General features: G+C 35.1%; 21 protein-coding genes and 1 tRNA gene. 3 read left to right on the top strand and 19 right to left on the bottom strand.

The genetic code is table 11. The features are described 5' to 3' along the window. Positions 1-79: 79 nt before the first annotated feature. The 7 genes from purB to rbsK all read right to left on the bottom strand — a co-directional run bounded on the left by purB (position 80) and on the right by rbsK (position 6,532). Positions 80-1,375 carry an adenylosuccinate lyase gene (gene purB, locus EKM68_RS08150; protein ID WP_125589635.1) on the bottom strand — a complete coding sequence of 432 codons (1,296 nt, stop codon included), beginning with the start codon at positions 1,373-1,375 and terminating at the stop codon, positions 80-82. Between the two features lie 3 nt (positions 1,376-1,378). Further along, the gene (locus tag EKM68_RS08145; protein WP_125589633.1) at positions 1,379-2,509 is read right to left on the bottom strand and encodes an ATP-grasp domain-containing protein; all 1,131 of its coding nucleotides are present in this window, start codon (positions 2,507-2,509) and stop codon (positions 1,379-1,381) included. Between the two features lie 16 nt (positions 2,510-2,525). Beyond that, a complete protein-coding gene (locus tag EKM68_RS08140; protein ID WP_125589631.1) occupies positions 2,526-3,107 on the bottom strand; it encodes a xanthine phosphoribosyltransferase in 582 nt (193 codons plus the stop codon). Between the two features lie 50 nt (positions 3,108-3,157). Then, a complete protein-coding gene (locus EKM68_RS08135; protein ID WP_225422985.1) occupies positions 3,158-3,826 on the bottom strand; it encodes a glycoside hydrolase family 73 protein in 669 nt (222 codons plus the stop codon). A gap of 69 nt (positions 3,827-3,895) precedes the next feature. Next, on the bottom strand, positions 3,896-5,098 hold the full coding sequence (locus EKM68_RS08130) for an MFS transporter (protein ID WP_225422984.1): 1,203 nt from the start codon (positions 5,096-5,098) through the stop codon (positions 3,896-3,898). Between the two features lie 136 nt (positions 5,099-5,234). Then, positions 5,235-5,435 (bottom strand): cold-shock protein, encoded by a 201-nt coding sequence (locus tag EKM68_RS08125; protein ID WP_125589628.1) that lies wholly within the window; start codon positions 5,433-5,435, stop codon positions 5,235-5,237. Between the two features lie 185 nt (positions 5,436-5,620). Beyond that, entirely contained in the window at positions 5,621-6,532 is a 912-nt protein-coding gene (gene rbsK / locus EKM68_RS08120; RefSeq protein ID WP_125589625.1) for a ribokinase, read from the bottom strand. Between the two features lie 119 nt (positions 6,533-6,651). On the opposite strand from rbsK, the gene EKM68_RS08115 reads away from it, so the two are divergent. Beyond that, a complete protein-coding gene (locus EKM68_RS08115) occupies positions 6,652-8,049 on the top strand; it encodes a DUF6056 family protein (protein WP_164509393.1) in 1,398 nt (465 codons plus the stop codon). A 199-nt stretch (positions 8,050-8,248) separates the two neighbouring features. Here EKM68_RS08115 and EKM68_RS08110 read toward each other — a convergent pair whose 3' ends face one another. The 3 genes from EKM68_RS08110 to EKM68_RS08100 all read right to left on the bottom strand — a co-directional run bounded on the left by EKM68_RS08110 (position 8,249) and on the right by EKM68_RS08100 (position 11,912). Then, positions 8,249-9,907, bottom strand: a complete 1,659-nt coding sequence (locus EKM68_RS08110) for an aryl-sulfate sulfotransferase (protein ID WP_164509392.1) — start codon at positions 9,905-9,907, stop codon at positions 8,249-8,251. 367 nt (positions 9,908-10,274) lie between these two features. Beyond that, complete coding sequence (locus tag EKM68_RS08105; RefSeq protein ID WP_125589620.1) at positions 10,275-10,781, bottom strand: SLAP domain-containing protein; 507 nt, start codon at positions 10,779-10,781, stop codon at positions 10,275-10,277. A 297-nt stretch (positions 10,782-11,078) separates the two neighbouring features. After that, the gene (locus tag EKM68_RS08100; RefSeq protein WP_125589618.1) at positions 11,079-11,912 is read right to left on the bottom strand and encodes a helix-turn-helix domain-containing protein; all 834 of its coding nucleotides are present in this window, start codon (positions 11,910-11,912) and stop codon (positions 11,079-11,081) included. A gap of 400 nt (positions 11,913-12,312) precedes the next feature. On the opposite strand from EKM68_RS08100, the gene EKM68_RS08095 reads away from it, so the two are divergent. Both EKM68_RS08095 and EKM68_RS08090 read left to right on the top strand, forming a co-directional pair. After that, positions 12,313-13,449 (top strand): sensor histidine kinase, encoded by a 1,137-nt coding sequence (locus EKM68_RS08095; protein ID WP_164509391.1) that lies wholly within the window; start codon positions 12,313-12,315, stop codon positions 13,447-13,449. Between the two features lie 3 nt (positions 13,450-13,452). After that, positions 13,453-14,202: a LytR/AlgR family response regulator transcription factor gene (locus EKM68_RS08090; protein ID WP_125589613.1), complete on the top strand. Its 750-nt coding sequence runs from the start codon at positions 13,453-13,455 to the stop codon at positions 14,200-14,202. Positions 14,203-14,226: 24 nt separating this feature from the next. Here the strand turns inward: EKM68_RS08090 and EKM68_RS08085 are convergent, their stop codons facing one another. From EKM68_RS08085 to EKM68_RS08045, 9 genes are all read right to left on the bottom strand, one after another. Then, positions 14,227-14,739, bottom strand: a complete 513-nt coding sequence (locus EKM68_RS08085) for a hypothetical protein (protein ID WP_125589610.1) — start codon at positions 14,737-14,739, stop codon at positions 14,227-14,229. 257 nt (positions 14,740-14,996) lie between these two features. After that, a tRNA-Leu gene (locus EKM68_RS08080) sits at positions 14,997-15,082 on the bottom strand. A gap of 67 nt (positions 15,083-15,149) precedes the next feature. After that, the gene (locus tag EKM68_RS08075) at positions 15,150-15,614 is read right to left on the bottom strand and encodes a SprT family protein (RefSeq protein WP_125589608.1); all 465 of its coding nucleotides are present in this window, start codon (positions 15,612-15,614) and stop codon (positions 15,150-15,152) included. After that, complete coding sequence (locus EKM68_RS08070; protein WP_125589606.1) at positions 15,614-16,045, bottom strand: hypothetical protein; 432 nt, start codon at positions 16,043-16,045, stop codon at positions 15,614-15,616. The genes EKM68_RS08075 and EKM68_RS08070 overlap by 1 nt, the downstream gene beginning before the upstream one ends. A 2-nt stretch (positions 16,046-16,047) precedes the next feature. Beyond that, positions 16,048-17,019, bottom strand: coding sequence for a glycosyltransferase family 2 protein (locus tag EKM68_RS08065; protein WP_125589604.1), 972 nt, complete (start codon positions 17,017-17,019; stop codon positions 16,048-16,050). Beyond that, positions 17,012-18,475 carry a glycosyltransferase family protein gene (locus EKM68_RS08060; protein ID WP_125589601.1) on the bottom strand — a complete coding sequence of 488 codons (1,464 nt, stop codon included), beginning with the start codon at positions 18,473-18,475 and terminating at the stop codon, positions 17,012-17,014. The genes EKM68_RS08065 and EKM68_RS08060 overlap by 8 nt, the downstream gene beginning before the upstream one ends. A gap of 27 nt (positions 18,476-18,502) precedes the next feature. Continuing rightward, positions 18,503-19,696, bottom strand: coding sequence for an aminotransferase class I/II-fold pyridoxal phosphate-dependent enzyme (locus EKM68_RS08055; RefSeq protein WP_125589600.1), 1,194 nt, complete (start codon positions 19,694-19,696; stop codon positions 18,503-18,505). 101 nt (positions 19,697-19,797) lie between these two features. Beyond that, positions 19,798-20,616: an ammonia-dependent NAD(+) synthetase gene (nadE, locus tag EKM68_RS08050; protein WP_125589598.1), complete on the bottom strand. Its 819-nt coding sequence runs from the start codon at positions 20,614-20,616 to the stop codon at positions 19,798-19,800. A 3-nt stretch (positions 20,617-20,619) separates the two neighbouring features. Next, complete coding sequence (locus tag EKM68_RS08045) at positions 20,620-22,095, bottom strand: nicotinate phosphoribosyltransferase (protein WP_125589595.1); 1,476 nt, start codon at positions 22,093-22,095, stop codon at positions 20,620-20,622. Position 22,096: the final 1 nt, after the last annotated feature.

Raw genomic sequence — 22,096 nt, 5'->3', positions numbered from 1 at the left:
GGTACAACGTACTGGTACATTTACAATTCGTAGCCAGCAAAAAAAGACATCTGCCTAAGCAAATATCTTTCAACAATATTTATTCTAATCCAACACGTTTAAAAATTTCATCAACGTGTTTCAAGTGCCAATGATAATCAAAAGCATCATCAATATCAGCCTTTGATAACTTATCAGTCACACGACTATCAGCTTCCAATAATGTACGGAAGTCTTTCTTTTCATCCCAAACTTCAGCAGTCTTAGGTTGAACAATGTCATATGCTTGCTCACGGCTAAGGCCAGATTCAACCAACTTCAGCATGACACGTTGTGAATAGATCAATCCGTGTGTTAAGTTCATATCTTCCATCATCTTGTCTGGAAATACTGTTAAATCCTTAGTGATTTTTGTAAAACGAGTCAAAATATAATCCAATAGTTCTGTTGTATCGGGAATAATGATACGTTCGGCTGAACTATGCGAGATATCACGTTCATGCCACAGAGGAACGTCCTCCAGAGCTGTAAATGCGTGACCTCTGATGACACGTGCAAGTCCTGTAACGTTCTCTGAACCGATAGGATTACGCTTGTGAGGCATTGCAGAAGAACCCTTTTGTCCTGCAGCAAAGTATTCCTCGGCTTCACGGACTTCAGTTCTCTGTAGATGTCTTACTTCGAGCGCAAAACGTTCAATCGATGTAGCAATCAATGCCATCGTTTGAATGTATTCGGCATGAAGATCACGTGGAAGAACTTGTGTTGAAATTTCTTGAGCACGAATGCCAAGTTTTTTACATACTAATTCTTCAACCTGTGGCGGTACGTTAGCAAAACTACCCACAGCCCCACTGATCTTACCAGCTTCAACACCCTTAGCCGCGTGATCAAAGCGCTCAATATCACGTTTGATTTCTGAATACCAGTTAGCCAATACCAACCCAAAAGTTGTTGGCTCAGCATGAACACCATGCGTACGGCCGATCATAACTGTATCTTTGTATTTCAAAGCTTTTTCTTTTACTACTTCTAAAAATGTATCTAAATCTTCACGAATAATGTCATTTGCTTGTTTCATTAAGTATCCATAAGCTGTATCAACAACATCAGTTGAAGTGAGTCCGAAATGAACCCACTTTCTTTCTGGTCCTAAATAACGTGAAACATCACGTGTGAAAGCAACAACATCATGTTTAGTTTCTTTTTCGATTTCTCTAATTTCATCAACATTGAACTTAGCATTTTCAGCAATCAACTTTGCATCTTCGGCAGGAACTTCACCTAATTCACTCCATGCTTCAGTTGCAGCAATTTCGACTTCTAGCCATGCTTGAAATCTATTTTGGTCTGTCCAAATGGGGCTCATCTTTTTAGTTACATATCTGTCAATCATAAGTTATTCTACTCTCCAAATATTAGTTGATAGGATATCTTCCTTTAGTTCATCAGCATCGTCTGAAACAATCGAGATATATCCAACATCCCGATTAGCTTCATTCTTAGCTTTAAATCCTGTGTAATAATTGAATTTCCATTGTGCCTTTTCTTGCAATAGATCCAAACTCTGAGGTAAATTACCTTCAACAATTTTTAAAGTTGCTGCATTCACCATTGGATATATTTCAGGAATTGGCCAATCACAAATAGCTCTAATGTGCAGTTCAAATTGTGATACTCCAGTAGCTTCTTGATAAACATTTGCTGAATAATTGATACCTGGAAAAATTCTCTTCACATATAGAACATCTGCTTGTGACACCAAGAATCCAATTCCAAAAATGCCCACATAATCTAATTTGTCAGCAATTTTTAAAGCTACCCTCTGCATCTCCGCTTCAACATCTGGATTGTTCTTCTTAAACAAATAAGAACTCATCAAATGTGAACCATCATAAATCTCTCTGATCATAGGGAAAGTATGAACCTTACCGTCTTTACTTTTGCTTACCATAATGGAATATTCTGCCTTGGTATCGATCCAAGCCTCCAAGATATAAGTTCCATCTTCCAATAAGCTAGTAACTTGGTCAACGTCATTGTAGTTATACAACACGTGACGTCTAAGAGCAGTCTGATTCTTTTGAATCGGCTTCATAATACAAGGGAAGCCGATCTCCTCTATCGCCTTTTTAATATCGTCAGTCGTTACGATTGAAAAAAACGGTGGCACATTAATATTCAGATCATTTAGCAACGTACGCTCAATGTACCTGTCTTGTACTATGGACAATAATCCTGAACCTTGGGCAACATTGAATTCTGCTTCAAGTTGCGCCAAAAGACTACTACTGAAATTTTCATCCATATACAAAAGAAGGTCACTTCTATGGCCCAATTCACTTAGATTTTCGATGTTTTCTAATTCACCAACTAAATAATTGTCGGCTGCTTGTGTAGCAATGTCATCTTCTTCGGTCGTCAAAAGCATCGTTCTAAATCCCATTCGCTTAGCTTCCAATTCGAACAAATAAGTTTCACTGCCGCCACCAATTATTCCCAGGGTTTTACCAGGCGCAATAAAAGTCATAAATCCACCTTCCTAATTAGTCATTTTCAGGTTCAAAAACAACTTGTCCATTCTCGAAGGCCTTGATGCGTGCCAACGAATAAATCGGAGTTCCTGCTTTATCAATCATTTGTCTTCCCTTTTGGAATGACTTTTCAATAACGATTCCGATACCTGCCAACGTTGCGCCAGCATCTTCTATAATGGTATTCAAACCGTTGACAGCTTGACCATTTGCTAAGAAATCATCGATGATCAAAACAGTATCATCGCTTGATAAGTACTTCTTAGCAATACTGATATGGTTAGTTGTCTTCTTAGTAAAAGAATAAACCTCAGATGTATATAGATCATCGCTCAAAGTAACTGATCTGTGTTTTCTAGCAAATACCACCGGTACACCAAACTTCAAACCAGTCATTACTGCTGGGGCAATTCCTGAAGATTCGACAGTCAAAATCTTATTGATCCCTGCATCTTTAAAACGGTTATAAAATTCCTCACCCATTTTTTCCATCAACATTGGATCAACTTGATGGTTTAGAAAACTATCTACTTTCAGTACATCTTTGCCCAAGACACGACCATCTTTTTTTATTCTTTCTTCTAGTTCTTTCACTACGTTATCCCCCATTTATAGAATAATTAGAGTCTATCATATTTTGATTTTTACTTGATACCCTCATCATACTTTTTTAGATTATATTTTTGTATAATCCGAATAATTTTACTTGTATATCCGGGATCAGTCGCATAACCATCTGTTTGAAGTGCCACAGCGGCGTCAATATAATCCTTTGATTGTATAACCTGTTTGTATTGTTCGGAATTCCAGGTTGTACCATTAACTAGTAACTCGGCATGATCCTTCATTGATTCTTTAAAGTTAGAATAGACTCTAAATCGACCATTAATTGTTACCCATTGACCATTTGTATACTCTTTTGTTTGTAATAATTTGGTGTTATCTGGATTATCACCCTTAACACCATAATAATTATTATAATCCTTTGCCAGCGTACTATTGCCCCAATCACTTTCCAATATGGCCTGTGCAATCGTAATACTTGGTAAAACACCATATTCCTTGCCTAAAGTAACGGCGTAAGGAGCCAATTTGCTAACAAAAGTGTTACGTTCTTGTTGAACCTCTACCGTCCTTGTCTCTGCTCGATATTCTGTATAACGGCGATATCCAAAGAATCCGACAAAAATAATTGCAAAGACTATTACTAAAGTGATCACAGATATATTACTATTATTTTTTCTGCGTCGAGAAGTCCGACGACTGGTATATCTCTTCTTTTGCGGCAATTGTTTAATATCCTTTTTTGTCATTAATCTCTATTATAGCCGATATAACGCAAAAAAATATGACAATAACATAACAAAGTAGGCTTAACATGATTATTGATCTTTCAAACCTCGATAATAAAATAACCAACATAACAAGGCCATTATCTCCAAGAAACCTGTAAAAACAAAAATACTTCGATAACTACTAACATTAGCGATTCCGGCAGCCATCATTGGACCAATTACGCTACCAAGTGATTGAGCAGATTGATTATAACTAAATACTCGACCAAATATTGACTGTGGAACCATCTGAACCGTCAAAATCTGTATCGCAGGTAACAGAGCAGCATCAGCAATTCCCAATACAAATCTTAAAGAAGCAAATTGCCAGACATTTTGAATCAAACTTGTCAAAAATAACGTTACTATTGCTAGACTCAAAAACACCATCAAATTCTTCTTAGCACCAAATTCATCGATCATTCTACCAGCCAATCCGGACATCATAATCGTCGCAAATCCCGGTGCTGCAGAAACAAATCCGGTAATCAAGTTTAAGTGTTCTGTATTTGGAAGTAGTTGTTTAACAAACAAACTTACCATCGGCGTAATGGCGTTGGTAGTAGCTTGAATTGCTAGTAATGAAACGAACAATGCTACGAAGAATCCTGTACCAATTTGTTTCATTGCCGGAATCAATGGTTGAAGCTTTTCTTTTGTAATAGGAACAAAATTTTCTTTGACTCCTAATAATGTCGTTATAAAAACCGTTGCCATCAAAATACTTGTAATAAAAAAGGCTCCTCGGTATCCAACAAAAGTGGCTAACATAACACCCAGCAACGGACCCATCAATGTTCCGGTTATACTTCCAGTTACTAACTTGCTCATCACTCGTCCCCTCATATCTACCGGTGCTTCGACAGACATAAGAGCATTAGCGTTATTGATATATCCTGAGAACGCCCCCTGCAAGACTCTAAAAAATAGTAAGAACCATACATTAGGTGACATCCCCACGAGAAATATCGTAATGGTCATGACACCAGAAGCTCTTAGACACATTAGCTTTCTTCCCTTTTGATCAGCCAATCGTCCCCACAATGGTGAAACAATAGCTTTGGACAAATATGTTAGTGAAAAAGCAAGCGCACCTAATGTATTTAATTCGGAACTTGAAAAATTTCCCAATGTATTAATATAGAGAACAATAAATGGTAATGTCATTGCATTGCCTAATTCAGTTACCATGCTGCCAAACCATAAAATCCGAAAATTCTTCTGCCACTTCAATTCTGAGTTACCCAGCAATAAAAACACTCCTTACATTTAAACCTTGATTATATTCTTCGAATGTAAAGTTTATGTTTAGTTATTGTAAATTCTGTGTAAAAAAGGACACTAAAAAAGCCAACTCTTTTGAGTTGGCTTTTGACTTTAAATGTTATTATGCTTTAACAACGTTTGAAGCTTGAGGTCCACGATCGCTATCTTCGATATCGAATGTTACGGCTTGACCTTCTTCAAGTGTCTTATAACCGTCACCTTGGATGGCTGAGAAATGTACGAATACATCACTACCATCTTGACGAGTAATAAAACCATAACCCTTTTCTGCATTAAACCATTTCACTGTTCCATGTTCCATCAGACTGTTCCTCCTGATAACTAATATTTGTGCATTATCTCGTGGTACTTTATGGAAGAAAGTCTTTATTATATAAAACCATTCGAACCATTAACCATTCAAAAATACAACTCTTATACTAACATGTATCCGTCATCATTTCAAACCGTTCAGAAAAATCTGTTTAAATAAATTACTATATTTTTTTACAAATTTACTTGTATTTTATGAGGTATAGAATTTTGTGCTCCCTGTTCTTGAACTGTTATCGAAGATGCTTTACTAGCAATGATCATGGTACTTTCCAAGTTGGACAAATCACTCTTCAGATTAGCGGCCAAATAACCAATAAACGTATCTCCAGCAGCAGTAGTGTCAACGGTTTTTACCTTGAACGCCTTGACAAATCCATTTTCATGTGACGCGCATGAATAGAACGAACCTTTCGATCCCACAGTGATCAAGACCGTTCGTACACCAAGTTCATGCATCTTGGCAGCAGCACGTTGCATTGACTCTTCATCAACCACCTTTATACCAGTTATTGCTTCTGCCTCTGTTTCATTTGGAGCAATAATATCCGTTAATTTCAATAATTCATTAGGTATCTCAAATTTTGCCGGAGCTGGATTCAGAATAGTTATCACGCCATTTGCTTTGGCAATTTTGAACATCTCAATAGTTGCTGAAATAGGCGTCTCAAAATCAGAAATAACACAATCTGCTGCCTTGATTGTCTTCTCTGCTTTACGGACATCTTCAATCGTAATAGTCTGATTAGCACCACCATAAATCAAAATACTATTTTGACCATTATCATCCAAGAGTATATAAGCTTTACCAGTTCCTGCTTTTTCGTTCATCGTCACGTGCTGAATATCTAAATTGTCTTTTTTGAAAGTATTTAGCATAAAATCGGCTGCGTGATCTTGCCCAATTTTAGCAATGAATGAAGTTTCTGCTCCAGCTCTAACAGCAGCAATTGCTTGATTAGCTCCCTTGCCACCTCCAGCTGTTGAGCGGTCATGCATTGCCATTGTTTCACCTGGTAACGGTAAGCGAGTAATATTCAAAATAGTATCAATATTGATGGATCCCAATACAACAATTTTCTTCATGGTATTTTCACCCTTCTGTGTAATAATCAGTAATAATATTTTAGTATACTAAAAATAATCATTGCCTGAAACGCTATTTGAGATTATTCTTATTACTAATAAATTCCAAAGGACAACCCATGAGAAGAACAGCAAAACTCAGCTTTTACGTTATTATATTTTTAATATTCGCAATGATAGGATATTGGATGCCCATGGTCGGTGATGATCTTAACTGGTGGAGTAATTGGGGCAAACAATATTTTCAAAGTGGTACCTTCACTTATTACGATGGACGTTATTTAGGCGACCTACTGATTATTTCGATGATGAAATTCAAATTTATTGCCTTTTTAGCCTATGGAACTTTTCCAACACTAATTGTTTTCTTAATACAAAAAATCCGTGAGGAAATTTCCCCTACTAAAACTTTAGGCCTTGTTTCAGCAGGAATTTCAGCTTTCTTCCTACTGATGGCTCCAAAGCTTATTTTTAAGCAAATTTGGGGTTGGCACTCTGGTTTCGCTAATTACGTACCTTCAGTAGTTTTCCCACTGTTCCTGCTGTACTTAGTCATTAAGAACCTGGACAACCAAAAAATTCATTATTACCGCACATCAACCATGTTAATATTTTTTGCAGCATTTTTCGCACAGTTTTTCGCTGAACATATTACTTTATTAAACTGCTTCAATATTGTTTTAGTTTGGTTATTATTCCGAAAACGATTCGGTAATTCATTCAACAAAGTTATCTATTCAATTATGGGCGGTAATTTTCTCGGAGCTATTTTGATGTTTATCAACGGTGCTTACATCAAAATTTTAGCTGGCACTGATGCTTATCGTCACGTCAACGGATCACATCAAGATACATTATTTAATTATTTCCAGAATTACTATTCTTTAAAAGTAATTTTAACAATTGTAGCAATTTTATTCATTGCGGCAATTGTCACAATTGTGATTTCAATTAAATTGCAAAATAAAAAACAGGCAATAACAAATATTTCATTAATTCTATCCGGTATTGTTGCAATTATTCCATTTATAATTATTTCACCATTTGGTTCACGTTGTATTTTTGCCAGTTTCACATTTGGAGTAACGTTGGTAGCAATCAATCTTGATATTGTTCTTGAAAAATATCATAAATTTGTATTACCGATCGTAACTTTAGCGCTCATCGGCGCTGGAATTCGTGATGATTATATGGCAAAAGACTACGGAGAAACATTAGAAATAGCAATCGACTATGCTGCATTTCAAACTAACGCAAATAGTTCTGTTTACTATATTCCGTCGTACAAAAATACCGATTACATCTGGTCTTCAGATACTCACAATGATGCAATGTTTAAAAGCTACTATATCGAAAACAAAAACATCCCAATTGTTGCAATCAGTTATGCCGATTGGAGAGATGCCCTTAATACCGTTAACAAAAAGAGTTACCAAGCCCCATACTTTAGAATGGAAGCCTTCGACAAGCAAATAAAAGAAAAGGTCAAATTAATTAACGCTAAGGTTTCTAACTAAGTTATTATCTTATCTATTGGTACAATATCATGGCACATAGGCGATAAATTTTATACTTTTCAGGCATATAAGTTGTGTTATACTTTTGTCGTAGCAAGTTGCTACCCCAATCAAGCAGCTTGCTGTATTCCGTATTTAGATATCTGCCTCTAGCAAAAAGGACCAATTCCACCGCCGGAATTGGTCCTTTTTTTGCATTCTAACTATCTATATCAAATACATAATCAGAAGAATAGAATGGAACTCGATAAGCACGATAAGCATATGCCTTAGATGACGCGTTTTTCATAGTTACATTGAATACTTGTTTACCTTCAGAATCTACTTCAATGATATTACTCTCTTTACCATTTGCTTTGAATCCAAAGTCGATCAAAGTATTACCATTAGATTCACGTTCAGCAAAACCAATGATACTTGTGAAATTCGTTTTACCAAGACTCTTACCATATGCCCACGTTTGATTTATGGTCATGTTTTTTGTATTGATATTATACTCAACTGCTTGAGAATACTTACCTGAAGTTTTCTTATTACCGTTGGTAACATCAATATTATTATCGTATAGAATTATATCTTCACTATCACCATCGTGCTTTAACAAATACAGACCATGTTGACCACCTGTAATAGTTGTTCCTAGGGTCGGTGTCAAAATCTTATCACGATATTTTTTGGGCCAAGTTACTTTTTTCTTCCCACTATAAATCCAAATAATTTTATTCGTCTTATAATCCAATTTCATAATCATATCTTGATTACGTCCAGAAATCATAATACTATTATCGGACTTATCATAATCTACAGCATTTTGATGGAACCAATCGACTTTATCATCTGATCCTGCCTTGTAACTCTTGTACATAGAACTAGGCAAGATTTTCTTCAAGTCGATAACTTTTACTACTTTACCAGTCTTATGAGAAATTTGAACCATGACATCTTCTTTGTATTTAGATCCGTCACTTACGGTTGCCAAAATATCATGGTTAGGTAATTCTAATAGATCGTGATGAATCACAGTTGTTTCATCCTTAGCATTACCTGAATCATTTGACTTGGTTTTTGAATCAAAGCTGTATTCCTTATATACTCTGCCTAATACATCTGTCTCTATCAAATCATTATAAACCTGTAAATCCTCATTCCTCTTAGTCAATACCAACATATGACCATTAGAAATCTGTTCAATCGTGTGTTGAGAATACTCAGTCAAATACCATCTAACGTTTCCATCGGCATCGATGGCAAATGGTTCCTTAGTCGTTCTATTAATAATAGTTAACTTATTATCACCAATATCCATTTTTGCCTTATCGGTATTTTTAACTGTGATAGTTGCATTCTTAATATACTTAGGAAGTGCACCTGTTTTAATCTTAACCGTTTTTGTTTCTGTTGTTCCATCTTTATAGGTCACATTGATCGTCACAGCGTTCGTCTTGTTAGCATACAATCCTACTATCGGAATCTGATGAGTTGTGGAATAACCGCCGTTTACTTTATTCGTGATACTTGTGCTATCACTTTCTCCCACAACAGTGTAGGACACTTCAGCCTCTTGATCTGTTTGAAAAACAACTAACGCTGTCAATGGTGACGTCTTATAAGGATTAACCTTTATATATGGATCATCCAATGTATTGGACTTTTTCTCGACCTCCTTTTGATATTGCTTCGTTAAAGCTGACTGAGATTTCTGTCGTGTTTTAACCAACTTAGAACCAATATTTTCTTTTATCTGTGCGGTACTTAATACTTTTCCGTCATTACTACTGGAACTAGTTTTTGAACACGCCACTGCTATTAAAGAAAAAAATACTAGAACAGCAGCTGCGAAAGCTAGTTTCTTCCTCAATTGCCATACTCCCTCTCATTGAAATATAGGACTTTCCCGTTCCTCTTCAAGGATAATATATGAACTTAATTAAGTACTGACAATCATTTATGAGTTTTCTAAGAAATTCTTATATTCAGCTCTTAATCCAGTAATTTCAATTTTGATTCACATTTGGAAAAACTCTCTTACAAAATGTGAATCAAATTAGCGACCAATTGATAGTATTATATAAATTGTATTAAAGATAGATACCTCGTATAGATAAACACACAAATTAAAAAATTGCAGAAAGTTCTACTGGCATAGAGCTAAAGCGAAAGAACTAAAAAGAATCTTCACAGCTGGCACTGAGAAGATTCAAACACACACAATATAAAAGTCTTAATTAGTTAATAGATGAAGTAAATGATTGTTGAATTACATCAACCATTGAAACATACATATCTGGTGCCACACGTACAAATGGGATACCTGCATGAGTATAAATAGCAGTATCTGAATACCATTTGCTACCTGCTGCTAACTTGATTTTACTATTTTCCTGGAAATTATGATTGTAGACGGAGACCTCGTGATCTTCGGCTACTTTTATTGTTTCTGGGCGTTTTTTGTATAGAAAACTATCTTGAGAACTTACGTAATCATTGGCTGCTACTTGATAATAATCTTTACCATCAATAGTTCTGATATTACTTACTGACCATGTACTGTTGTTAGGCAATGTTGAATCTGTGGCATCCCCTGAAGCATTGTACAAATTAGCTGAATCTGAGTCGACTTGAACCTTGTAACTTGAACTAACACTTTGTGCTTGAGCGGTAGTTGCTGGCACAACAGCTGCTCCAGTACTCAATAAGGCCATAGCTAATAAAGCAATCGCATTTTTTTTCATAATATTTTCCTCGTATAAATAGATTTTTGTTTTTTAGATAAAAATATACACAAATTAAAGTACACAAAAAGTCCTACTGGCATAGAACTAAAATCACAACACACACAACAACTTGATCGAATTGGCAGTTCGTCCAATATTATTGCTAACCTTATATTACAAAATTTAGTAAACAATATCAATACATATGGTCTATTTATTGTTATAATTATTTTGATATTTTGCGTTAAAAACAAAAAGGAACATAAAATCGAGTTATCTAGCTCGGTTTTATGTTCCTTTTTGTTCATTGCATGTTTAAACCATTTTATCTAATAATTTTGTATCATTAGTAAACTTAGCAAAGTAATAAGCTGCATCCCTTAATTCACGGTATTCCTGGCTCTTACTCTCATCATTTTCGATTGATTCTGAAGCATAGTAATTTAGTGAGTCCACAAAATAGGTCGTATGTTTTCCCTTTGCTAACTCAATTCCCTTAATACAATATTCCCATGCTTTATCAAAAATTTTTAACTCAATGTAAGCTCCTGCTAGTGATTTGCAGATATAGATCAATTCAATTTCATTTGCATTCGCAATTTGAAGATTTTCTTTGGTAGCACTTTCTATCATTTCAAAATAATATTGTGCACGATCCTTATGTCCTTGTTTCATATAATTCATACCCTTATATAAATAAGTTAATAGAGTATAAATATCATAAACATCTGACTTAGTTAATTGGAGTACTTTATCCAATGTGAACAACGAATTATCATAATCTGCGTTGTTATATTCAAGTGCACCTTTGATCAAGTTCACTTGTTTTAAATCAACGTCACTTAATTTACTATGCAACATAGACAATTTTTCAGAAATATCGTCTGTATTATCTAGTAAGAGATCCTTCTCCAATGCATCAAGAATACTTTCCTCTTCTGACGTAGAATTACTTGAAAAGTCACTGAATACATCATTTAAGCTCAATTCTAGCTTCAAACATAACTTAGTAAGAATATTTACTGTTGGAGAAATATTGTGTTTTTCAATCTTACTTATCGTATTTTGAGTACAAACATCTGCTGCTAATTCTGTCTGAGTTAGATGCATACTTCTTCTCTTGTCATAAATAACTGATCCTAGAAACATTCTTCTCACTCCTATTATTGAGATGATATTACTATTAATAATACCACACAGGATATTAAATAGTCCTTTTATGCTTATCAAGTTTTTTACTACCTATATTATGTTAATATTCAAGTACATGAAATGATTTACAACGGGGGTAATTTTAGATTTTATTAATCATAATTTTAGATTTTTTTTACAACCCATTTACATATAAATAAGCAGAGAATATCATATAATGATTTATTTAAACACAACATCGTATCAAATAATGGATTTTATAAATAATATGCTTTTTTTCTTATTAGTATTCATTATAATCCCACAAATAAGATTAAAGTCAAATGTGATACTGGCCATTGTGGCTAGTATCACATTTAGCTTTATTGACATATATCATGATGGTATGGGGATTCCCTTGCTTATCATTTCTTATTTTTTATTATTTCGACATTATAAGCCCAATTGGACTAATCGAATTCTTTGGTTACTAATCGGGCTGTTTACCAATGCTTTTTCGCAAAGCCTTGCTTGGATAATTTCCGTAAATTTATTCAATTATCACAATCAATTCATTGAGTCATTAGCTTGCAACATAATTCTTAATTACGTATTTGCACTATTTATTACATACATGGGCATTTATCTGGTTCGCAGACTTAGCCAATACATCAATTTTAACGATCCAATCATCATTACTATCATTACTTCATCAATGCTTATTCTATTAGTTGGCTTCACAGCCTTTACAACGATATCTCGAATATTAAACGTTCAATTAGAGTATATGCGAACTAATATTGTTTTAACTGTAATCATATTTATTTTCATTTTTCTCGGAACTTTGTACTATATTGCTGGATACATCAAACAGCAACAAGCCATCCGAGAATTAGAAAAGATTAAAGAGAGTAACCTCTACATTAAAGAACTCGAAGATAATTATGATGAGATGCGAAAATTTAAACATGATTACAAGAATCTGCTTTTGTCACTGTCTGTTTTGTTAGAGAACGATGACGACAAATACGCTGGAGAAAAGGTCAAAGATCTACTAAAGGACTCAAGCATGGATATAAACGACGTTCCTAAGTTGAATAACCCCAATCTATTTAAAATACAAGATGAATTGGTTCGAGGCATCATTATCAGTAAAATGATAACGGCAAAAAATCTGGGAATCAAAGTAACTACTGAAGTCGATCCTAATATAAGAATTGCTCGCAGCTATTCTGTTTCTATCACGAGAATATTAGGAATTCTATTCGACAATGCCATTGAAGCTTGTCGTAAAGGTGCCGAACCTACTCTAAATTTTGCTCTGATAGATGACAAATATGCAACTGAATTTATTGTTAATAACAATACTGCCCCCAATACAAAAGTTGACATAAATAAAATTTTTACAAACGGTTTTTCCACCAAAGAAAATCACAATGGTATTGGCCTGGCCAATGTGCAAGAACTAGTAAATAAAAAGCCAAATTTCTTTTTAAATACCAAGTTTGAAAATGATGAATTTACCGTCATTTTAACGATTGAAAAGGAGAATTAGATTTTGTTAAACGTTGCTATATGTGAAGATAACCTTGAATTGATCGATGTGTACAGATTGATTTTTAAAAATTACATGAAAGATCACCCTGAACACGATATGCGGATTGTTATCTCCACCGGAAATCCCACCGAATTCGAAAACTATATTAAATATCGTAGTGATAACAATGATATGTTTTATTTAATAGACATTGAGTTTGCAGATTCACAAACAAAAGGTATTGATCTAGCCGAAGAAATTCGTAAGAATGATGCTACAGCAAAAATTGTTTTTATTACTACCCATGAAGAGTTAGCTTATTTAACGTTTAAAAGAAAAATTGAACCTCTTGACTATATTCGCAAAGAAGACGGGATCAAATCCATGAACGAATCACTATATAAAGATTTGGATCTGACCTTTCAAAGGCTTCATGAATTAAAATCTCAGCGTAAAAAAATGTTCCATTACAGTTTAGGCTCTAGAGATTATACAATCGACGTCTCAAATATTAATTATCTTGAAACTTCATCTAGTTCTCACAAAGTATTCCTTCACAGTCTTACTGAAATAACTGAATTTCGTGGCAATTTAAACTCGATTGAAGAAGAGTTCACTAATTTATATCGTGCCCATAAGAGTATCCTAGTAAACTTAGACAATATACACTCGATAGACTCTCTTAACAAAATGATTTACTTTAACGATGGCTCAAGCTGTGAGGTATCTAGAAGAAAATTACCAGGTCTCAAACGAAAAATGGCACAGTAGAAAACTACTGTGTCTTTTTTGTCGCTAGAATACTTGTGTGAAACTCTCCGAAGTTACTTCATAAAATGGCACATATTCATCTGAAGCAACTCTGGCAAATGGCATACCTGATGAAGTATAAATAACCGTATCTGAATACCAATATGTATTGGACTTAAGAGCCACTTCGGAGCTCTCTACAAAATTGTGATTATAAACCGGTACTTGTCCACTTGCATCAGAAACACCAATTACTTCAGGGCGTTTTTGATACAAAAAACTTTGTTGTGAACTTAAGTATTCGTCAGAACCTACACGATATAATTGTGTATTGTTTGATTCACTAATAATATGACCGATTTTCCAAGTACTCTTGTATGGTAAAGTCTCATGTAAATTACTACCAGTTGAACTATATAACTCTCCGGGATCAGCACTGATTTCTGCATAATACCCAGCACTAGTGACCGATTCTGCTTTAACGCTACTGTAATTCATTGTAGAAAATCCAAGGAGAAGCAAAGATACTATCACTGCGATAATAGTTTTCTTTTTCATTTTTCTGTCTTCCTTTATCTTAGATTACAGCCGAGTTTATTCGAATTAATATCAAAATACAAAAGATTTGCATACAAAAAATTAAATTTTAGTTTTAAAATTATAATTATTGTACATTTTGTAGACTATTTTTGAACATAAATCAACTTATTATTGAGTTTTTAAAGAACCAATTTTAGTGGTCAAAGTAAATAATTTTACTTTTTAGAGAACAAAAAAATAGAAATGCAATTAAGCATTTCTATTTTTGATATTTATGCGGGTAAGAAGATTCGAACTTCCACGGAGATAATTCTCCACAAGATCCTTAGTCTTGCGCGTCTGCCAATTCCGCCATACCCGCATTGCTGACGTACAAGTAATATTCTACATTTCATTAAATTCAATTACAAGTAGTTGTTTAATAAATATTACTCAGACACTATATTTTTTATAAATTTTAGTTTGCCATGACATTTGCCACAGACATATCTTCTAGTATTTATCTTACGAACCCTTTGATAAATGGTATGGCAATTGTTACATTCATAGACATGCAATATCTTATGCTGATTAGAATTATTCATTGCTGGAGCAAATCTTAAACCACCTACTTGTGCCAGTAACACTTTGAATTCACGATTCTTATGTTGTGAAGGCATTCCTGAATTGTATAAATGATAGTGGCATAATTCATGTTTGATTACACCTATCAATGTGTCTATTCCATACGCTTGATAAATTTTGGGATTAATATCAATATGCCGATCCTTCAGATGAAATCTTCCACCGGTCGTTCGTAAACGATTATTAAAGAAGGCTTGATGAACAAAAGGTTTCCCAAAATTTTCTTGGGAAACCTTTTTGATCAGAATTGTTAATTCTTCATCAGTCATTAGATTTGTGTCATCTTCTGAATATACTTAGAGAACTTATCCATATTTTCATCTTGGATCTGTTCTGCTTCATTGAACTTTTTACGATCAATTGTTTGATCTTCATTAATACTATCTGTCATTTCTTGACAAGCTTCAACGTATTTTTTAAATGAACTTACTAATGACATGTGTGTTCCCATGAATCTTGCAGGTGCTTTAGCCTTTTCAAATTTACTTAAAATATCAGCGTATGCATCTGTTCCATGTTTGAAATCATGCATGATTTTTGTGTATTCAACAGCATCAATTTTTTCTACTTGGTCACGGTCTAGTGCATTACGCAGCTTGTCAAATTCAGGATTCAATTTATCTTGTTCATCTTGAATGGTTTGAACAGAGTTATTGATCAAATTACCATAAAGCATGGCTTTCTTTTGTGTTTGATTCATAATTATTTTTCCTCTTCTTTTAAAGTCTTTTCGGTATAAACATCACGTTCAATGGTAAATCTTGGACGATGCTTTACTTCGTTGAATATTTTACCAACATATTCCCCAATGACACTGATACAGATCAGTTGAACGCCACCTAGTGCCCAAATCGATATCATCATTGATGACCATCCGGATACAACATGTCCATTTATCTTCTGTATCAATGTATAGATCAACAAAAAAATACTGATCAAAACAATGCAGAATCCTAATCCCATAATCATTTTTATTGGCACGATTGAGAACGATGTAATTCCATCCAAAGCAAACCTGATCATCTTCCGCAATGGGTACTTTGATTCACCGGCAAAACGTTCTTTTCTAGCATAATACACTTTGTCAGATTTGAAACCAACTAATGGCACGATTCCACGTAAAAACAAATTAGTCTCTTTGTAACTCAGTAACACCTCACAAGCACGTTTACTCATTAAGCGGAAATCTGCGGAGTCAGGCACTAACTTAACACCTAACCATCCCATAAACTTGTAAAACATCTCAGCCGTATTACGTTTAAAAGCACTATCGGTATCACGATTGTTACGAACACCATAGACAACTTCTGAACCGGCGATGAATGAATCGACCATCTTTGGAATAGCATTCACATCATCTTGTAAATCAGAATCAATTGTAACAACTGCATCCGAATCCTTTGAAGCAGCTGTAACACCAGCCAATAACGCTCCTTGATGGCCAAAATTACGGCTCAATTTGACACCACTAACAATCTCATTTTCTTTGGAAAACTCATCAATTAAATTCCAAGTATGATCCTTACTACCATCATCCACAAAAACAATTTTACTGTTCGAAGAAATCTTCTCTGACTTGATCAAGTTAGTAACTATTCTGGTTAATTCTTTGGTCGTCTCATGGAGTACCTCTTCTTCATTGTAACAAGGCACAACAATACTCAATTTAAACATTGTGCGTTTGATTCCCCCTCCATCTTTGACTTATCAACTTCACAACTGTGTATAATCCAACACTACCCAAGATAGCAATTACCGGTATAAATTCAAGTCGATATCTTCCTTGTACTTCGATAAATAATTGCACGACAGCATAAGCCATTAATGTTAGTAATAATAAATAAATATTATTACTAAATTTTATTTTAAATAATTGTAATGAACCAATCCATGAGAAGATTATTAAAATAACAGTTCCCATGTATGCCATCTTCCTCATCAACCCCGTAGCCTTAGCAGAATGTATTTTATCAAATCCAGTGAAATCTGTCGCCGTTGAATTCTGTGCCCACAGGGTGCTATTCTTACTCCACAACAAGCTTATCCACTTGTGGTTACTATTTAAATAATTAATATTCTCATGAATTACACTATACTCTTTTTTGCTCATAGTATCCCTAGTGTCCTTCAAGTTAAAACGGTCAACCATCGCCTGGTCATACACGCCTCGAGAATTGTAGTCCAAACCGATTACAAACTTCCATTCTGAATCTCGGTTAGATAATCCATATTCATTCAGACCTGATGACTTGATAGCCATACTAGCACCACTGAAGATGACAAAATAAATCGCTAAAGTGAATAGTAGTTTCCAAACGCCATCTATATGAAACTTATTATTATTCAGTAAGAAATAAACAATAGCGAATACTACAATACCTGCAATAACAACTGGTCCAATTGGACGAATAATACTACCAAATCCCAGAGTTAGCCCCGCTAATCCAAATGACCAGTACTTATTCAACATAATCAAATAGAACGTTACTAAGAACAACAACATACCAAGATATTGATTATTAGTTTGACTATTCAAAGCAAACCAATCCAAGTCGATCATCAACAGTAAGACTGACAAACGTGCCATTTTAACATTGTTGAATATTTTAACAACTAGTTGATACATTACTAATAAGATCAACGCTTGATACAAAACGTTTAATAATTGAATAGCAATAATATGATGACCAAATATTTTCACAACTGCCATAACATAGACTAAGAAACCTGTCTGATATGCCCATTTAGCAAAATAATCATTATCCATGTGGTAAATAGATTTACCATTCAAGGCTCCAGGAGTATTACTCCAAAAAGCACTAAAATCACTAACTTGAGTTTGCGGTACTAATTTGATCCAGATGATTGCCACAATTGCGAAGACAGAAATCAAACTGAATAAGATCAATCGATTCTTGATTGGATCAGCGTCCGAGATTCGAATCAGCACTAATGCTGCTAATAGAACTAATATAATTGCACAAATAAGAACCAGTATGTTCAATACTGGTTCATAAGTTAATTCACTCTTACCAAAATAAATTGCCATCTGTACAAAAACTACAGACGTGAATATCGCAACACAAACTAAAACAATCTTACTGATAACACTTTGAAATTTGTTAAGCATAGTTCCCTCTCGTTCCTCTAACTACAATTACATTGCAGTTTCGTCGGTGTGGATATGTGTTGCCACGTATTCACCCAACTTTTTGATACATCCCTCAATATTCTCCATACTTGAAGCATAACTGAAGCGGATATAGCCTTCCCCACCAATTCCGAAGTAACTACCAGGTAGAATAGCTAAATGTTCCTGTTCCAAAATATCGAAACATAATTTGACATCATCCTGTTCGAGTCCTTCAGGAATCTTACCAAATAGATAGAAGGCGCCATCTGGATTAGGACACTCAAAGCCTAATTTGGTTAATCCAGAGGCAAGGACATCACGTCTTTGACAATACTCTTCACGCATCTTAATTGGATCATCCAATCCGTTCTTATAAGCCTCTAGTGCGGCGGCCTGTGTAATCGAAGTGATCGACGTTGTAGCTAATTCATGAATCTTATTTATCTGCGAAATAATTTCAGCTGGTCCACAAACCACTCCGAACCTCCAGCCAGTCATAGCGTGAGATTTTGACAATCCATTCAGTAATAACGTTTGTTCAGGTAAGAACTTGGCGAATGCCTCATGTTTAAAATTATAAGTCAATTCACTATAAATTTCGTCACTTAATACAAAGACATCGTATTTTCTTAATACATCTGCTAATCCAGCTAATTCATTGTGAGTATAACTTACCCCGGTTGGATTACTTGGATAATTAAATAAGAAAATTTTTATCTTTGGATGTGTTCGCATGATCTCATCCAAGACGTCTGGCGTAACCTTGAATCCCGTCTTAGAAGTATCAATATAAACTGGTGTTGCCTGGTTAAAATTAGCATCCGGTCCATAAATCGTAAATGATGGTGATGGAATCAATACTTCATCACCAGGTTGCAGAATAGCATTGAAAGCAGAAAACACGCCTTCAGTAACACCTGTAGTCGCAATGATTTCAGACTCTGGATCATAATTCAGATCATATTTAACATGTAAGTAACTTGAAACAGCGTTCAATAACTCATGATCGCCTTCAGGGACGGTGTAATGAGTTTTATTATCTTCAATTGCTTTGATTGCAGCTAATTTAATGTGATCCGGCGTATTAAAACTTGGTTCACCGATAGTCATGTTGATAACACCCGGTATAGCCTTGGCACGGGCATTAAACTTAAAGATATCTTGTTGCTTGATTGCTACAACTTCTGGTTTCATTAAGGATAAAATATTTTTCTTCATGTTTAAACACCTCTTTGTGCACATTTTATCATATCTTGTCTAATTACAAAAATAGACATTCAAAAAAATGAATGTCCAAATATGAAATCCGTTATGTTTGACTATTTGTCAAAAACAGTGTACGGAGTTCTACGCTTATGCGCAGTTTTTTTGTACCAGTTTTCGATAATCTCAGCACTCTTTTCAGGAATATCTTTTCCCTCAAGATAGTTATCAATCTCTGTATAAGATACACCAAGAGCTTTTTCATCTGGAAGGCTTGGACGATCTTCCTCAAGGTCAGCCGTTGGTGTCTTCTCATAAAGGTTCTTTGGAGCATTTAACCTTTCTAGCATAGCACGGCCTTGGCGTTTGTCCAGTCTGAACAATGGTGTAACATCGGCCGCACCGTCACCGAACTTGGTGTAGAAACCAGTGATATTCTCAGCCGCATGATCAGTCCCAACAACAACACCTTTGTTGTCACCAGCAATCGCGTATTGAGCAATCATACGGGTACGAGCCTTGATGTTACCTTTGTTGAAATCAGTTATATTGAATCCATTGGCTTCAACTGCGCTGACCATAGCATCCACACTATCCTTAATATTAACACGTGAGACAACGTCAGCATCCATCCATTCAATGGCTTGCATAGCATCTGATTCATCAGCTTGTTCACCATAAGGAAGACGGACAGCAATGAACTTGTAATCTGAATCACCAGTTTCAGAACGTAATTCAGTCATTGCCATTTGTGATAATTTACCAGCTAAGGTAGAATCTTGTCCACCAGAAATCCCTAATACGAGTGTTTTTAAAAAATCATGATTTAATAAGTAATTCTTCAAGAAATCAACTGAACGACGAATTTCTGTTTCGACGTCTATTTCTGGCTTTGTACCTTCATATTTAATGATTTCTTTTTGGAGTGGTCTCATTTGTTAGTCACCTATTCTAATGTTATTTACATCGTTACGAATCTTTTCGATATATTTCATCTTATGACTGTAAAGTTTCGATGACAAGTCAACTGGATAGATTTGTGGATTCAAGATACGCTTGTACTCATCCCACAAGGAATCAAGATTCTTAGCACAGTAAGCTCTAATATCTTGAACGCTTGGACTTTGATATACTTGCTTACCATCTTCAAATACATCGTGTAACAGTGGTTCAGCTTGGAAATCTTCTACTGTTTTATTAATGTAAGTATATTGTGGATGGAACATATATAGTGATGAATGCTTGCGTGGATCTTCATTCCAAAGTGTAACGTAGTCACCTTCAGATTTATTATTCTTTTGGTTATTAGTTATTCTCCACACTTGTTTTTTACCAGGGGTAGAAATCTTAACTGCATTACTTGATAACTTCAGAGTATCCATCATGTTCCCGCGGTTATCTTCAATACTTACTAACTTGTATACTGCGCCAAGAGCTGGTTGATCGAAGGCTGTGATGTTCTTAGTACCGATACCCCAGACATCGATTTTGGCATCTTGCATCTTCAAGTTAAGAATAGTCTTCTCATCCAAATCATTTGATGCATAGATTTTGGCATCAGTGAAGCCAGCTTCATCCAACTGTTCACGAACACGCTTCGAGATATAAGCCATATCACCAGAATCAATTCTGACACCTTGGAAGTTGATCTTGTCACCCATTTCCTTGGCAACCTTGATAGCACTAGGAACACCGCTCTTAAGAGTGTCATATGTATCAACTAAAAAGACACAATTCTTGTGTGTTTCAGCATATGCCTTAAAAGCCTCATATTCGTTACGATACGTCTGAACTAATGCATGGGCATGTGTACCTGAAATAGGAATGCCGAACAGCTTGCCGGCTAATACATTGCTTGTAGCGTCAAATCCACCAATATAAGAAGCCCGACTACCCCAAATTGCAGCGTCAACTTCTTGCGCGCGACGTGAACCGAACTCTAGAACAGGGTCATCGCCACAGACCGTCTTGATCCTAGCAGCTTTAGTTGCTACTAAAGTTTGATAATTAATAATATTTAATATAGCGGTTTCGATCAATTGGCATTGCGCTAATGGACCTTCCACTTGAAAAATTGGTTCCTCATTGAAGACCAAGTCTCCTTCTTTGGCCGAACGGATTGTACAGTTAAAAGTCATATCCTTTAGCCAGCGCAAGAAGTCCTCATCGAATTCTCCGTATTCACGTAGGTATTCAATATCTGAATCTGAAAACTTAAGATTGTTTAGATAATCAATTACATGTTCCAAACCAGCAAAAATGGCATATCCATTATCGAAAGGCAGATTTCTAAAATAACATTCAAAAACCGCCTGACGATTGTGAAGCCCCTTCTTCCAGTATGTATACATCATATTCAATTCATAGTAATCAGTATGTAGAGTTAAACCTTCGTCTTGGTATTGGGTCATCATG

The sequence above is a fragment of the Companilactobacillus jidongensis genome (assembly GCF_003946575.1).
GTDB lineage: Bacteria > Bacillota > Bacilli > Lactobacillales > Lactobacillaceae > Companilactobacillus > Companilactobacillus jidongensis.
This window is presented reverse-complemented; position numbering and strand designations above follow the sequence as displayed.

Excerpts from the sequence above, each read along its gene's own strand:
- EKM68_RS08115 (WP_164509393.1), top strand. The coding sequence starts at position 6,652 with ATGAGAAGAACAGCAAAACTCAGCTTTTACGTTATTATATTTTTAATA.
- EKM68_RS08105 (WP_125589620.1), bottom strand. The coding sequence starts at position 10,781 with ATGAAAAAAAATGCGATTGCTTTATTAGCTATGGCCTTATTGAGTACT.
- EKM68_RS08070 (WP_125589606.1), bottom strand. The coding sequence starts at position 16,045 with ATGAATCAAACACAAAAGAAAGCCATGCTTTATGGTAATTTGATCAAT.
- EKM68_RS08045 (WP_125589595.1), bottom strand. The coding sequence starts at position 22,095 with ATGATGACCCAATACCAAGACGAAGGTTTAACTCTACATACTGATTAC.
- EKM68_RS08065 (WP_125589604.1), bottom strand. The coding sequence starts at position 17,019 with ATGTTTAAATTGAGTATTGTTGTGCCTTGTTACAATGAAGAAGAGGTA.
- EKM68_RS08100 (WP_125589618.1), bottom strand. The coding sequence starts at position 11,912 with ATGTTTCTAGGATCAGTTATTTATGACAAGAGAAGAAGTATGCATCTA.
- rbsK (WP_125589625.1), bottom strand. The coding sequence starts at position 6,532 with ATGAAGAAAATTGTTGTATTGGGATCCATCAATATTGATACTATTTTG.
- EKM68_RS08055 (WP_125589600.1), bottom strand. The coding sequence starts at position 19,696 with ATGAAGAAAAATATTTTATCCTTAATGAAACCAGAAGTTGTAGCAATC.
- EKM68_RS08125 (WP_125589628.1), bottom strand. The coding sequence starts at position 5,435 with ATGGAACATGGAACAGTGAAATGGTTTAATGCAGAAAAGGGTTATGGT.
- EKM68_RS08085 (WP_125589610.1), bottom strand. The coding sequence starts at position 14,739 with ATGAAAAAGAAAACTATTATCGCAGTGATAGTATCTTTGCTTCTCCTT.
- EKM68_RS08060 (WP_125589601.1), bottom strand. The coding sequence starts at position 18,475 with ATGCTTAACAAATTTCAAAGTGTTATCAGTAAGATTGTTTTAGTTTGT.
- EKM68_RS08075 (WP_125589608.1), bottom strand. The coding sequence starts at position 15,614 with ATGACTGATGAAGAATTAACAATTCTGATCAAAAAGGTTTCCCAAGAA.
- nadE (WP_125589598.1), bottom strand. The coding sequence starts at position 20,616 with ATGAGACCACTCCAAAAAGAAATCATTAAATATGAAGGTACAAAGCCA.
- EKM68_RS08135 (WP_225422985.1), bottom strand. The coding sequence starts at position 3,826 with ATGACAAAAAAGGATATTAAACAATTGCCGCAAAAGAAGAGATATACC.
- purB (WP_125589635.1), bottom strand. The coding sequence starts at position 1,375 with ATGATTGACAGATATGTAACTAAAAAGATGAGCCCCATTTGGACAGAC.
- EKM68_RS08145 (WP_125589633.1), bottom strand. The coding sequence starts at position 2,509 with ATGACTTTTATTGCGCCTGGTAAAACCCTGGGAATAATTGGTGGCGGC.